Here is a 13069-nt window from a genome sequence, read left to right on the forward strand (position 1 = left end):
GTGCGGCGTTCAGGCCTGTGCCGCCTCGCGGGCGGCCACCTCGGCCGGTTCGGCCTGCGCCGTGATCTGCGGCAGCCACAGCGTGAACACCGCCCCACCTTCGGGCCGGTTGTGGGCCCAGATGCGCCCGCCGTGCGCCTTCATGATGCTGCGCGCGATCGTCAGGCCCAGGCCGGTGCCGCCCGAGCCGTCGCCGGTGCGGCTGGACTGCGTGAACGGCTCGAAGATCGTCTCCAGTTCGGCCGTCGGCACACCGGGGCCTTCGTCGAGCACGCGCACGCACACGCCGGACGTGCCTGCGGCCGGATCGGCCCCGGTGGCCACCTCCAGCCGCACCGTGCCGCCCGCACGCGAGAAGCGCACCGCATTCGCCAGCACATTGCGCACCACCTGCGAGAAGCGGAAGGCGTTGAGCTGTGCGGACAGCGGTGTGGCCGCGGCCGCCACCTCGATCGTGATCTGCTGCTGCTGCGCGATCGGCCCCAGCTCGTGGGCCACCTCGGCCACCAGCGCCGCGGGATCGCCGGGCTCCAGCACCAGGTCGACGGCCGCGGTGTCGAACTTGGAGATGTCGAGCACCTCGTTGACCAGCGTGAGCATGCGATCGCCCGAGCGGTGGATGTCCTCCAGCACGCCGCGCACGCGCTCGGGCGGCATGGCGCGGCGCAGGGCCAGCTCCGAGAAACCGAGGATGCTCTGCAGCGGCGTGCGCAGCTCATGGCTGACATTGGCGATGAAGCCCGACTTCACGCGGTCGGAGGCCTCGGCCGCATCGCGCGCATGGGCCATCGCGCGCTGGGCCTGCAGGAACTCGGTGACATCGTTGATGCTGCCCACCAGCCCCACCACGCGGCCGTCGCGCTGGCGCAGCGCGATGGTGGTCACCAGCACGTCGCGCAACTGGCCGTCGGCACGCAGCAGGCAACGCTCATCCTGCGCGCTGGGCTGCTCGCCGCCCAGCAGCTCGGTGTCGTGGGCCTGGTGGATCTCGACCAGCGCCGCGCTGGCGATGCGGCCGTCAATGCGCTCACCCACCACATCGGCCGCCGACAGCCCGGTGAAGTCCTCCCAGGCCTTGTTGACGGCCAGGCAGCGGCCATGGCGGTCCTTCACGAACACCGGCACCGGCATCACCTGCAGCACGGTGCGGCTGAACTCGAGCTGGCGGCGCAGCTCGCGGCGCGCGCGCTCGCGTTCGCTGACGTCGATGGCGAAGCCCATGAAGCCACCGGCCTCGCCCGGGCCGGGCGGGTGCCAGGCCATGCTCAGTTCGACGCAGGGCGCCTCGGGGCCGTCCGACAGCAGCGTGGTGGTCAGGTGGCCGGCCGTGTCGCTGCGGCGGCCCAGTAGGGCCTGCACCTGGCCGCGGTCGGCCGGCGCCACCAGGGCACCCAGCGGCTGGCCGATCAGGTCCTCCTCGAGCCGGCCGGTGAGCTCGAGCAGGCGCTGGTTCACGAAGGTCAGCCGGCCGTCCACGTCGGTGCGCAGCAGCACCTCGTGCAGGCCGTCGACGAGGCGGCGCAGTTCGCGCTCACGGGCCACGGCACGCGCATCCGACTGCGCCAGCTGCCGCGTCAGCAGCCAGCGCGTGCGCAGGCTGCGCCAGGCCGCGGCGCTGAGCACGCCGATCACCGTCCAGGCGGTGAGCACGGCCGCCGCCGTGCCCAGCAGCAGCGCATGCCAACCCGACAGCACCTGGGACATCGGCTTCTCCACCCAGGCCAGCACCGGTATCACGCGCGAGACGCGGTAGGCCACCAGGGCCTCGGCCCCGTCGAGCGCGCCAGGCGCCTGCAGGCTGCCATGCTCGGCCTGTGCCAGGTGCTGGGCGAACACCGGGTGCGCGCGCTGCGGCGACATGGCCAGCGCCGCGCCGGCCGAGGCCGGATGGGCCACCAGCGCACGGCCGCCGATGTCGAACAGCATGCCGGCAAAGCCGCTGTCCTGCGTGGCCATGCGGAAGTGGTTGGCCATGGCGTCGGGGTTGAGCGCCGCCACCAGATAGCGCGCGCCGGGGCCGTCACCGGGCAGGCGCCGCAGCATCAGGATCGTCTCGGCGGGCGAACGCGGCCGCCCGGCGGCGCCCTGACCACCGCCCGCCTCGGGCTCGGCCAGGTCGGCCAGGTCGCGTGCCGCCATGGCCGGGCCCAGCCAGTGCTCGCGCGCCAGCGCTGCGGCCGGCAGCACGCCGGGCGCCAGACGCCGCCGCTCGTTGTCGGGGTTCGAGCTGGCGATGATGCGGCCATCAGCGGCCAGCAGCGACACGCTGCGCAGCGCCGGCTGGCCCGGCAGCGCATGGCGCAAGGCCTGGCCCGCGGCCGGCACCTCGCCAACATGTTCCAGCGTTTCCGCCAGCGTCAGCAGCACCAGCTCGATGCCCACCAGCGTGCGCGTGACATGGTCCTCCAGCACGCGGGCCATCAGCCGGGCGCTGCGGTGCTCCTGCACCAGTGCGTTGTCGCGCTCCAGGCGCAGAAAGGCCGCCGCCGCCACGGCCACCAGCAGCGCCACCGCGCCCCCCACCAGCAGCGCCATGCGGTGGTTCAGCCACGCCGGCAGGCCGGCCGCGCCACCCGGCACCGGTTCGGGCACCGGCCGAGGGGCTGCGCCCGGCAGCGGGGGGGCGTGGGTGGGCTCGCTCATGCTTGCGTCGCGCGGGGGCTCAGGCTGCGGCCAGTTCCTGGCAACCGCTCATGGCCTCGTTGGCCAGCGGCAGCCACAGCGTGACCTGGGTGCCGGCCCCCAGCTCGCTGTCGATCTGCACCTCGCCGCCCTGCAGCTCGACGATCTCCTTGACCAGCGACATGCCCAGGCCGGTGCCCGGGATGTTGCCGCTGGGGTCGGCGCGGTAGAAGCGCTCGCACACGCGCTGCAGCTGGCTGGGCGTCATGCCGATGCCCTGGTCGCTGACCAGGATGCCCACCGACGGCCGGCCACGACGCTCGGCCTGCACCACCGAGACCTCGATGGCGCCGCCGCCCGGCGAGTACTTGTAGGCGTTGGAGATCACGTTCAGCAGGGCCTGGCGGGTCTTCTCGGCGTCCACGTGGATGGCCGCGTCGCCATGCTCCACGCGCAGCGCCACCTGGCGCGTGTCGCCGGGCACCATGAGCGAGCCGAGGGTCGAGTCGATCAGCTCGCCCACACGCATCACGGCCGGCTTCATGTCCTTGCCCTGCCGGGCCTCGATGCGGGCCAGGTCGAGCAGCTCGTTGAGCATCTGGATCAGCCAGGCCGCCTGGCGGTGGATGGTCTCCACCATGTCGCGGCGGCGGTCGTCGGGCACCGGGCGGCGCAGCAGCAGCTCCGAGAAGCCGAAGATGCTGGCCATCGGCGTGCGCAGCTCGTGCGCGGCGGTGGTCAGGAACTCGCTCTTCATGCGGTCGACCTCGGTCTCGCGCGTGACGTCGCGGAAGAACAGGATGGTCTCGCCGGTCTCGGTCATCGTGCGGCGCATGGCGCGGCGCAGCGTGCGGCGCACCGGCCGCATCAGCTCCATCGTCACCTCCTCCTCGGCCGCGGTGTCGGACGGATCGGCCGCCGCGGCGTCGCCCGCGACGATCGGCGCGTAAGGCTGGCCCGCGTCGCACTGCAGCGCGAAGTTGGTGTCGAAGGCCTCCATGTTCATCATGCCGATCACGCGGTCGGCCTGCCAGCCGGTCATCTCGGCGAAGGCCGGGTTGCAGTAGGCCAGCCAGCCATCGCCGTCGAACAGCACGAAGCCGTCGGGGCTGAGCCGGAAGATGGTGTCCAGGCGTGCGCTGCGATCGGCTAGCGCGCGGCGTGCGGCCTCGCGCTGGGTCACGTCGTTGATGATGCCGACGTAGTGCGTGAGCTTGTCCTGCGCGTCGTGCACCGGGGCCAGCGCCAGCTCGTTGAAGAACGGCGTGCCGTCCTTGCGGTAGTTGCGCAGCGTGGCATGCGCGGGCTGGCCAGCGGCGATGGCCTCGCGCAGCACGGCGATGCCGGGCTGGTCGCGGTCGGTGCCCTGCAGCACACGGCAGTTCATGCCGATGATCTCGTCGCGCGCCCAGCCGGTCAGCTGGGCGAAGGCCGGGTTGGCATACACCAGCGGCGCGCCGGGCCAGGACATGTCGGCGATGACCACGCCGTTGGCCGTGGCCTCCAGCGCACGCTGGTACAGGCGCAGCTGGTCGTCGGCCCAGCGCTTCTCGGTCTGGTCACGCACCACCACGGTGTAGCGCAGGCCGCCGCCAGCGGCCACCGCGGGCGCTTCCGAGATCGACAGCTCCACCGGGAACGAGGTGCTGCCGCCACGCACGCCCTCGGTCTCGGCGCGCGCCACGCGCACGCCGCTGCCCGACATCACCGCCGCGGCCCCCAGCTGCTCGCGCGCCCACTCGGCGCTGCAGGCCGGCAGCAGTTGCACCAGGCCCTGGCCGATGGCGTCGCGCGTCTCGATGCCGAACACCGAGGCGACGGCCGGGTTGGCCACCACGATGTTGAGCTGCTCGTCCAGGCCCAGGATGGCGTCGGGCACCGCGCCCAGCAGCGTCTGCAGGCGGGCCTTGACGGCGCGCATGTCGGCCACCTGCTGCGCCAGTGCGCCCGAGGCCTCGTTGATGGCGGCCGCCAGTTCGCGCTCCTCGCGGCTGCCCAGCGGCTGGTCGAAGCGCTCGCCCACGCGCTGGGTCAGCGTGCGGCAGTGCGCCACCAGCCGGGCCAGCGGATCCAGCCGCTGTGCCAGCCGGCGGTCCAGCCCGGCCAGGATCACCGCCGCCAGCGCCGCCAGCGCCAGCAGCGGCCACAGCGCGGCCAGGCCGGTGCTGCGCTGCACCCCCATCAGCCAGCCGCCCAGAAACCCCGCCACGAGGCACAACACGGCCGCCCCGGCGCTCATCGACAGCAGTTGGCGGCGCAGGCCCGCCTCGGATCGCTTGCTCATGTCGTTCGCTCCACGTGCCACGCAGATGCCCGGCGGCACACCGGCCGCCGCGGGGTGGCCCGTCTCAGGCGGTGGCCAGCAACTGCTCGATGGTGTCGATCAGCTGCAGCGGGCTGAAGGGCTTGACCAGGTAGGCCGTGGTGCCGGCGGCCATGCCGGCCTCGCGGTCCTTGACCTGGCCGCGGGCGGTCAGCAGCACCACGGGGATGTGCTTGATCTCGGGATCGGCCTTGATGCGCTGGCACACCTGCAGGCCGTCCAGCTCGCCGGGCATCATCACGTCCATCAGCACCAGGTCGGGCTTCACGTCCTGCGCGGCCTTCAGCCCCGACACGCCGTCGGCGGCCTCGTGGATCTCGTAGTTGTCGAACTCCAGCGTCATGCGGATCAGCTTGCGGATGTCGGCATGGTCTTCGACGATCAGGATCTTCTTCATGGTCACTCCTTGGCCGGACTGGCGGTCGCGGCAGCGGTCTTGGTACGGCGGCGGGCCATCAGTGCCGCCAGGTCTCGCGCGTACTGCTGCGCCTGCTGGATGTCGATCTCGGGGGTCATGCTGCGCACCGGGGCACCGGCGGGCAGATCGATGAGGAAGTTGCGCACGTCGTCGTCGATCTCCTCGCGCAGGTGGCCGCCATGCAGCTCGACGATCTGGCGGCACAGGTGCTGGCCGATCAGGTCGCGTGCGTGCGGCGGCTCGCCATTGCCGGCGCCCTGCCGGATGCGCGCCGTGGCCGTGCCCGCGCTGAGCATCGTGGACTGGCTGCGCGAGGGCGCGAACATGCCGCTGTCGCGGAACACGACCATGATGCGCTGGCCCTGCTGGTGGTACTCGATGTCCACCGTGGCGCCCGGCTGCGCGGCGCGCAGTTCGGCCTCCAGGCACTCCACCAGCACGCGCCGCAGCCAGCTCTCGCTGCCGTACACGCAGGACAGCGGCGCATCGGCCGGAAAGCGCGTGAAGCGCACCTTCACGTTGCGGTGGTTGGCCAGCGGCTGCACCGTCTCCCAGGTGCTGCGCAGCAGTTCCCAGATCTCGATGCGGTCATCGGCCAGCAGCGAGCCGCTGGACCAGATCTGCGCCAGGTCGATCAGCTTGCTGAGGATGGCGCCGACCGAGTCCAGCTCCTGCATCAGCGGGGCCATTGCCGCCATGTCGTCGGCATCGCGCGCCTCGCGCATCGCCGCGGCGCAGCGCTGCCAGGGCTCGGCCAGGTCGGTGCGGATCACGGTCAGCAGGTTTTCCAGGCCGATGTTCGACGGCGCGGCCGCCGAGGCCATGGCCTCGCCGGTGGGCGCCGTCACCTGCTCGACGAAGGCCATCGTGTCGTCGCGGCTGAGGCCGGGCATCACGTCGATCTTCAGCGTGCTGCCGTCGCCGTTGGCGTTGGGCAGCCGGATCGGCATCGTGGCATGCCCCTCCAGCGTGGCCTGCACCGCACGCATCAGCGGCCCGGCCGGCACATGGCCGCCCACCTGCAGGCCCGTCATCGTGCAACCCAGCGTGTTGACGTAGCGAACGCGTGCCTCGCGGTCCATCCAGATGAAGCCGGAGTTCAACGATTCGAAGATGGTGAGCAACGTGGAGTGCATAGACAGGCTTCTCTGCACGGCCCGGTGAGACCGCACTGACGTTTATCATTACAATCATTTTTGCCGCATACAACCGGCAAAATCAGTTCAATGGGAAGTTTGTGGCATTTTTACTGATTCAGACCTCCTGGCGCGGCCCGGACCTCCACCCCGTATGGATGGAATCGGCACAATGGGCCGCACCATGAGTGCGAAGACCGGCTCCGGCAGCGACAACCCAGCGCATTACTCCACGCTGGAGGCGGCTCGCCGCCTGGGCATGGCGGTGCGCTCGGTGCAGCTGATGGTCGATCGCGGCGAACTCGACGCCTGGAAGACACCGGGCGGGCACCGCCGCATCTCCTGCGGATCGGTCGAACGCTGGCTGGCCGAACGCCGGCCTGGCACCCGGCCGCTGTCGCCGTCGCGGCCCGGGCCCGCGACACAGGCCGCGCCGCAAGCCGCCGTTGGCGGCGGCGCAGCGCCCGCCCGCGTGCTGCTGATCGAGGACTCGGTGCACTACCACACGCTGGTGCGGCTGCTGCTGCAGCAGCAGTTCCCGCAGGTGGAGCTGCATGTGGCCGACGACGGCATCGCCGGCCTGGCGCTGTATGGCGAGATCAAGCCCGACGTGCTGATCGTCGACATCCTGCTGCCGGGCATCGACGGCGCAGCCCTGGTCAGCAGCCTGCGCTCGCATGCCCAGTTCGCACGCAGCCGGCTGATCGTCATCACCTCGTTGGACGAGGCGCAGCGCACGCCCTACGGCTTTGCGCTGGCCGGCCTGCCCGTGGTGCACAAGCCGCAGCTGGCGGTGGACCTGCCGCGCTGGCTGGGCGAGGCGCTGGCCGGCCAGGCCGCGGCCGGCGCCACCACCGCGGCCCACGCCGCCAGCAACACCGCCGCCGCGGCCTAGCCCGGCGACCGCCGCCGCCGATGCCCGACGCCCCGCTGCGCGTGCTGCTGGTCGAGGACGACCCGCTGGTGCGCCAGCTGCTGGCCATGGTGTGGAGCGACTACGCGCTGCAGCTGCGCACCTGCACCCAGGTGCGGCAGGCGCTGGACGCCTTGCGCGAGGCACCGGCCGACCTGATCGTCACCGACCTGATGCTGCCCGGCGAATCGGGGCTGGACCTGCTGGCCCGGCTCGCCGCCGAGCCCGCGCTGCGCGGCACGGCCCGCGTGGCGGTGTTCAGCGCCGGCCTGAACGACGCGGTGGCCGCCCGCCTGCGCGACCACGGCGTGTGGCGGGTGCTGCCCAAGCCGCTGCCGATCGAGGCGCTGCAGGACTGCGTGGAGGCCGCCGGCGCCCGCCTGCTCGAGGCGCCCGCCGACCTGACTGCCCCCCGGCCCGCCGGCGCGCCCGCCGACCCGTCGCCGTCGCCCCCTGCCCTCCCCCCGACGCCCGCCCGCCCCCCGGCCGCCGTCGCCACGCACTTCGGTGGCAACCTGGCGCTCTACCAGGCCTTCCGCGAGGCCGCGCTGCGCCAGTTCCTGGTCGACATGGCCGAGGGCGACGCCGCCGCCAGCCGCGGCGACGCGCCGGCGCTGCGGCGTCTGGCGCACACGCTGAAATCGGTGCTGCGCTCGCTAGGCCACGAGGCCTTTGCCGAACTGGCCGCGGCGCTGGAGGACAGCGCCCGTCAGTCCGCCTGGGGCGCTGCGCGGCCCCAGTGGGCCGCCTTGCGCCGGGCCCTGGACGAACTGGCCAGCGGCGACTGACCCCCTGGCCGCACCGGCGCGCCGGCCCCGGCTTCACAGCCGGTTCACCGGGCCTTCACCCGGCGCGCATGCAGCGTTCACACCGCACCAGCACGCGCCCGGCCCAGGGCAGCAATCCGTTACACCCCCTGCTGCAGCGGACCGAACTGCGGCCGGAAGCGCCCGTTTCTTCGGTATACAGTGCGCTTCGGGTCGGCGACGATGAAGCCCTGCGCGACCCGCAGTACCCCCCACGGTTGCGGACTTGGACAACACCACACTGGTCGAAAACCCCCTGGCAACCCTCTCCGGCGTGGCGAGGGTGCTGGTGCACGCCGGCAAGCTGGGCAGCAAGGCCGCCGAGGACCTGGCCAAATCGGCCACCGAACGGCGCATCGGCTTCATCGCCGCGGTGATCGCCTCGGGCGCGGTGTCGGCCGTCGACCTGGCCCACACGCTGTCCACCGCGCTGGCGCTGCCGCTGCTGGACCTGTCCGCCGTCGACGTGGAGCGCCTGCCCAAGGGCGTGGTCGACATCAAGCTCACCACGCAGTACCAGGTGGTGGTGCTGGGCAAGCGCGGCAACCGGCTGTTCATCGGCGGCGCCGATCCCACCGACCAGGAGGTGGTCGAGCGCATCAAGTTCGCCACCCAGCTGCAGCCCGAATGGGTGATCGTCGAGTACGACAAGCTCGCCCGGCTGCTGGAGAGCACCGGCGCCAGCGCCGCCGAGACGCTGGAGGCGTTGACCGCCGAGGACTTCGAGTTCGACGTCACCGACGACACCACCGCGCCGGAGGCGGCCGACGTCACCACCGAGGTGGAAGACGCGCCGGTGGTGCGCTTCCTGCAGAAGATGCTGATCGACGCGATCAACATGCGCGCGTCCGACCTGCACTTCGAGCCCTACGAGTACCACTACCGCGTGCGCTTCCGGGTGGATGGCGAACTGCGCGAGATCACGCAGCCGCCGCTGGCCATCAAGGAGAAGCTGGCCTCGCGCATCAAGGTCATCAGCCGACTGGACATCGCCGAGAAGCGCGTGCCCCAGGACGGGCGCATGAAGATGAAGTTCGGCAGCAAGGCCATCGACTTCCGCGTCTCCACGCTGCCCACGCTGTTCGGCGAGAAGATCGTGATCCGTATCCTCGACCCGTCCAGCGCCAAGCTGGGCATCGAGGCCCTGGGCTACGAGAAGACCGAGAAGGACCGCCTGCTCGCCGCCATCCAGCGGCCCTACGGCATGATCCTGGTCACCGGGCCCACGGGCTCGGGCAAGACGGTCTCGCTCTACACCTGCCTGAACATCCTGAACCAGCCGGGGGTGAACATCTCCACGGTGGAAGACCCGGCCGAAATCAACCTGCCGGGCATCAACCAGGTCAACGTCAACGACAAGGCGGGCATGGGCTTCGCCAGCGCGCTGAAGTCCTTCCTGCGCCAGGATCCCGACATCATCATGGTCGGCGAAATCCGCGACCTGGAGACCGCCGACATCGCCATCAAGGCCGCCCAGACCGGCCACCTGGTGATGAGCACGCTGCACACCAACGACGCGCCCACCACGCTGACCCGCCTGCTGAACATGGGCGTGGCGCCGTTCAACATCGCCTCCAGCGTGATCCTGATCACCGCCCAGCGCCTGGCGCGGCGGCTGTGCGAGAACTGCAAGCAGCCGGCCGACTACCCGCGCGAGGCCATGCTGCGCGCCGGCTTCGAGCCCGAGGAGCTCGACGGCTCCTGGAAGCCCTACCGCGCCGTGGGCTGCTCGGCCTGCAACAACGGCTACAAGGGCCGCGTCGGCGTCTACCAGGTGATGCCGATCACCGAGGCACTGCAACGCATCATCCTGTCCGAGGGCACGGCGATGGACATCGCCGAGCAGGCGCGCAAGGAAGGCGTGCGCGATCTGCGCCTGTCGGGTCTGGTGAAGGTGCGCAGCGGCCACACCACGCTCGAGGAAGTGATCGCGGTGACCAACCAATGAGCAAGCCCCCCGTTTCCGCGGCGCGGGCCTGAAGCACCGGAGCACCGATGGCGACTGCAGCAGCCGCAAAGGGCATCAAGGAGGCGGTCTTCGAATGGGAAGGCCGCGACAAGAACGGCAAGGTCGTGCGCGGCGAGATCCGCGCCGGCGGCGAGGCCGCGGTCAGCGCCTCGCTGCGCCGCCAGGGCATCCTGCTCACCAAGGTGAAGAAGCGCCGCGTGAGCGGCGGCAGCGCGATCAAGCAGAAGGACATCGCGGTCTTCACGCGCCAGCTGGCCACGATGATGCGCGCCGGCGTGCCGCTGCTGCAGGCCTTCGACATCGTCGGCCGCGGCGCCGCCAACCCGCGCATGGGCAAGCTGCTGGGTGACATCCGCGCCGACGTGGAGACCGGTACCAGCCTGTCGGCCGCGTTCCGCAAGCACCCGATGCACTTCGACGCGCTGTACTGCAACCTGGTGGAAGCCGGCGAGGCCGGCGGCATCCTGGAGCAGTTGCTCGACCGCCTGGCGATCTACCAGGAGAAGACCCTGGCGCTCAAGAGCAAGATCAAGAGCGCACTGATGTACCCGGTGGCGGTGCTGATCGTGGCCTTCATCGTGCTGGTGGTCATCATGGTCAAGGTGATCCCGGCGTTCAAGGACGTGTTCAGCTCCTTCGGCGCCGACCTGCCCGCGCCCACGCTGCTGGTCATCGCGATGTCCGAGTTCTTCGTGAACTGGTGGCTGGTGATCTTCGGCGTGATGATCATCGGCGGCTACATGTTCATGCAGAGCTGGAAACGCAGCGAGAAGATGCAGATGGTGATGGACCGCCTGCTGCTGCGCATCCCGATCTTCGGCAACCTGATCCACAAGTCGGTGATCGCGCGCTGGACGCGCACCCTGTCGGTGATGTTCGCGGCCGGCGTGCCGCTGGTCGAGGCGCTCGATTCGGTGGGCGGCGCGGCCGGCAATGCGGTGTACGCCGAGGCCACGCAGAAGATCCAGCGCGACGTGTCCACCGGCAGCTCGCTGACCACTTCGATGATCGGCACCGGCGCCTTCCCGAACATGGTGCTGCAGATGTCGGCCATCGGCGAGGAGTCCGGGTCGCTCGACCACATGCTGGGCAAGGCGGCCGAGTTCTACGAGGAAGAGGTCGACGACATGGTCAAGGGCCTGTCCAGCCTGATGGAGCCGCTGATCATCGTGATCCTGGGCACCCTGATCGGCGGCATCGTCGTGGCCATGTACCTGCCGATCTTCAAGATCGGTGCGGTGGTCTGACGCGATGGACCTGCACGGCCTGAACTGGCTGCTCTCGCCCTGGGCGCTCGGCGTCCTCGGCCTGTGCATCGGCAGCTTCCTGAACGTGGTGGTGCACCGCAAGCCGCAGCGCCTGGAGCGCGAGTGGCTGGGCGACGCCGCCGGCTACCTGCAGGACGACGGGGCCATGGCGCGCGTGCTGCCGGCCAGCACGCCCGCCCGCCGCACGGAACTGGCGCGCCAGGGCCTGGCGCTGCAGACCGAGCTGGAGGCCCTGCCCGAGCTCACGCTGTCCAAGCCGCGCTCGCGCTGCCCGGCCTGCGGCCATGCCATCGCCTGGCACGAGAACATCCCGCTGGTTTCGTGGCTGCTGCTGCTGCGCGGCAAGTGCTCGGCCTGCGGCACACGCATCTCGGCGCGCTACCCGGCCGTGGAGGCGCTCACCGGTCTGCTGTTCGCCGCCGCCGCCGTGCATGCCGGTCCCACGCCGGCCGCGCTGGTGTACTGCGCGGCCATCGCGCTGCTGGTGGCGGCCGCCTTCATCGACCTGGACACCACGCTGCTGCCCGACGACCTGACCCTGCCGCTGGCCGGCCTGGGCCTGGTGGCGGCCTGGCAGCGCTGGATCCCGGTGAGCCTGGCCGATGCCGCGCTGGGCCTGTTCTTCGGCTACTTCTCGCTGTGGTTCGTGGCCGCCAGCTACAAGCTGCTGCGCGGCCGCCAGGGCATGGCCGAGGGCGACTTCAAGCTGCTGGCCGGTCTGGGCGCGCTGCTGGGCTGGCAGGCGCTGCCGGCCATCATCCTGCTGTCCAGCGTGGTGGGTGCGGCGGTGGGCCTGTTCATGATCGCCTTCCGCGGCCATGGCCGCGAGGTGCCGATCCCCTTCGGCCCCTACCTGGCCGGCGGCGGCGTGGCGGCGCTGTTCTTCGGCGCGCAACTGGCCACGCTGTGGCCGGCCCCGTGAGCGCCGCCCCGGCGCCTGCCGGCGGCGCGCTGCGCATCGGCCTGACCGGCGGTATCGGCAGCGGCAAGAGCACCGTGGCCGCGCGCCTGGTGGCCCGCGGCGCCGCGCTGGTGGATACCGACGCCATCGCCCATGCCCTCACCGCGCCCGGCGGCGCGGCCATGCCGGCACTGCGCGCAGCCTTTGGTGACGACGTGGCCGACGCCAGCGGTGCACTCGACCGCGCGCGCATGCGCCAGCGCGTGTTTGCCGACCCCGAGGCCAAGCGTCGGCTGGAAGGCATCCTGCACCCGATGATCGGCGACGAGACCCGCCGCCAGGCCGAGGCGGCCGTGGTCGCCGGCTGCCCGGCCATCGTCTACGACGTGCCGCTGCTGACCGAATCGGCCCACTGGCGCGGCCGCTGCGACCGCATCCTGGTGGTCGACTGCAGCGCCGACACCCAGGTACAGCGGGTGATGGCGCGCTCGGGCTGGGCCGAGGACCAGGTGCGCCGCGTCATCGCCGCCCAGGCCACGCGCGAGGCCCGCCGGGCCATTGCCGATGCGGTGATCGTCAACGAAGGACTGGGCCTCGACGCCCTGCAGGCCGAGGTGGATGCACTGTGGGCGCAGTGGCTGCCGACGGGCAGCGCTGTGGAACAATCCATCGGATGATGGCCCCGGCCCCCGGGGCCTGCGAGGAACCCGGCC

The 13069-nt window shown here is 71.4% G+C and carries 10 protein-coding genes; 6 read left to right on the top strand and 4 right to left on the bottom strand.

What is annotated here, in order from left to right:
* Window positions 1-9: 9 nt before the first annotated feature.
* The 4 genes from AACH10_RS04375 to AACH10_RS04390 form a co-directional block, all read right to left on the bottom strand.
* A complete protein-coding gene (locus AACH10_RS04375; protein ID WP_341409128.1) occupies window positions 10-2643 on the bottom strand; it encodes a PAS domain S-box protein in 2634 nt (877 codons plus the stop codon).
* A 19-nt stretch (window positions 2644-2662) separates the two neighbouring features.
* Window positions 2663-4906, bottom strand: coding sequence for a PAS domain S-box protein (locus AACH10_RS04380; protein ID WP_341409129.1), 2244 nt, complete (start codon window positions 4904-4906; stop codon window positions 2663-2665).
* Window positions 4907-4970: 64 nt separating this feature from the next.
* Window positions 4971-5342, bottom strand: a complete 372-nt coding sequence (locus tag AACH10_RS04385) for a response regulator transcription factor (protein ID WP_341409130.1) — start codon at window positions 5340-5342, stop codon at window positions 4971-4973.
* A 2-nt stretch (window positions 5343-5344) separates the two neighbouring features.
* Window positions 5345-6499, bottom strand: a complete 1155-nt coding sequence (locus AACH10_RS04390; RefSeq protein WP_341409131.1) for a sensor histidine kinase — start codon at window positions 6497-6499, stop codon at window positions 5345-5347.
* 184 nt (window positions 6500-6683) lie between these two features.
* On the opposite strand from AACH10_RS04390, the gene AACH10_RS04395 reads away from it, so the two are divergent.
* From AACH10_RS04395 to coaE, 6 genes are all read left to right on the top strand, one after another.
* Window positions 6684-7394: a response regulator gene (locus AACH10_RS04395; protein ID WP_341409132.1), complete on the top strand. Its 711-nt coding sequence runs from the start codon at window positions 6684-6686 to the stop codon at window positions 7392-7394.
* 20 nt (window positions 7395-7414) lie between these two features.
* Window positions 7415-8200: a response regulator gene (locus AACH10_RS04400; RefSeq protein WP_341409133.1), complete on the top strand. Its 786-nt coding sequence runs from the start codon at window positions 7415-7417 to the stop codon at window positions 8198-8200.
* Window positions 8201-8444: 244 nt separating this feature from the next.
* Window positions 8445-10166, top strand: a complete 1722-nt coding sequence (gene pilB, locus AACH10_RS04405; RefSeq protein ID WP_341409134.1) for a type IV-A pilus assembly ATPase PilB — start codon at window positions 8445-8447, stop codon at window positions 10164-10166.
* Window positions 10167-10213: 47 nt separating this feature from the next.
* Window positions 10214-11434 carry a type II secretion system F family protein gene (locus AACH10_RS04410; RefSeq protein ID WP_341409135.1) on the top strand — a complete coding sequence of 407 codons (1221 nt, stop codon included), beginning with the start codon at window positions 10214-10216 and terminating at the stop codon, window positions 11432-11434.
* Between the two features lie 4 nt (window positions 11435-11438).
* A complete protein-coding gene (locus AACH10_RS04415; protein WP_341409136.1) occupies window positions 11439-12377 on the top strand; it encodes a prepilin peptidase in 939 nt (312 codons plus the stop codon).
* Window positions 12374-13033, top strand: coding sequence for a dephospho-CoA kinase (coaE, locus tag AACH10_RS04420; RefSeq protein WP_341409137.1), 660 nt, complete (start codon window positions 12374-12376; stop codon window positions 13031-13033). Before AACH10_RS04415 ends, coaE begins: the two co-directional genes overlap by 4 nt.
* The last annotated feature ends 36 nt before the right edge of the window (window positions 13034-13069 follow it).

The organism is Pseudaquabacterium inlustre, from assembly GCF_038066595.1.
Classification (GTDB): Bacteria; Pseudomonadota; Gammaproteobacteria; order Burkholderiales; family Burkholderiaceae_C; genus Pseudaquabacterium; species Pseudaquabacterium inlustre.

Bases quoted from the DNA above. Each gene is read 5' to 3' on its own strand.
- AACH10_RS04410 (WP_341409135.1), top strand. From the start codon at position 10,214: ATGGCGACTGCAGCAGCCGCAAAGGGCATCAAGGAGGCGGTCTTCGAA.
- AACH10_RS04390 (WP_341409131.1), bottom strand. From the start codon at position 6,499: ATGCACTCCACGTTGCTCACCATCTTCGAATCGTTGAACTCCGGCTTC.
- AACH10_RS04415 (WP_341409136.1), top strand. From the start codon at position 11,439: ATGGACCTGCACGGCCTGAACTGGCTGCTCTCGCCCTGGGCGCTCGGC.
- AACH10_RS04395 (WP_341409132.1), top strand. From the start codon at position 6,684: ATGAGTGCGAAGACCGGCTCCGGCAGCGACAACCCAGCGCATTACTCC.
- AACH10_RS04385 (WP_341409130.1), bottom strand. From the start codon at position 5,342: ATGAAGAAGATCCTGATCGTCGAAGACCATGCCGACATCCGCAAGCTG.
- AACH10_RS04380 (WP_341409129.1), bottom strand. From the start codon at position 4,906: ATGAGCAAGCGATCCGAGGCGGGCCTGCGCCGCCAACTGCTGTCGATG.
- AACH10_RS04400 (WP_341409133.1), top strand. From the start codon at position 7,415: ATGCCCGACGCCCCGCTGCGCGTGCTGCTGGTCGAGGACGACCCGCTG.
- AACH10_RS04375 (WP_341409128.1), bottom strand. From the start codon at position 2,643: ATGAGCGAGCCCACCCACGCCCCCCCGCTGCCGGGCGCAGCCCCTCGG.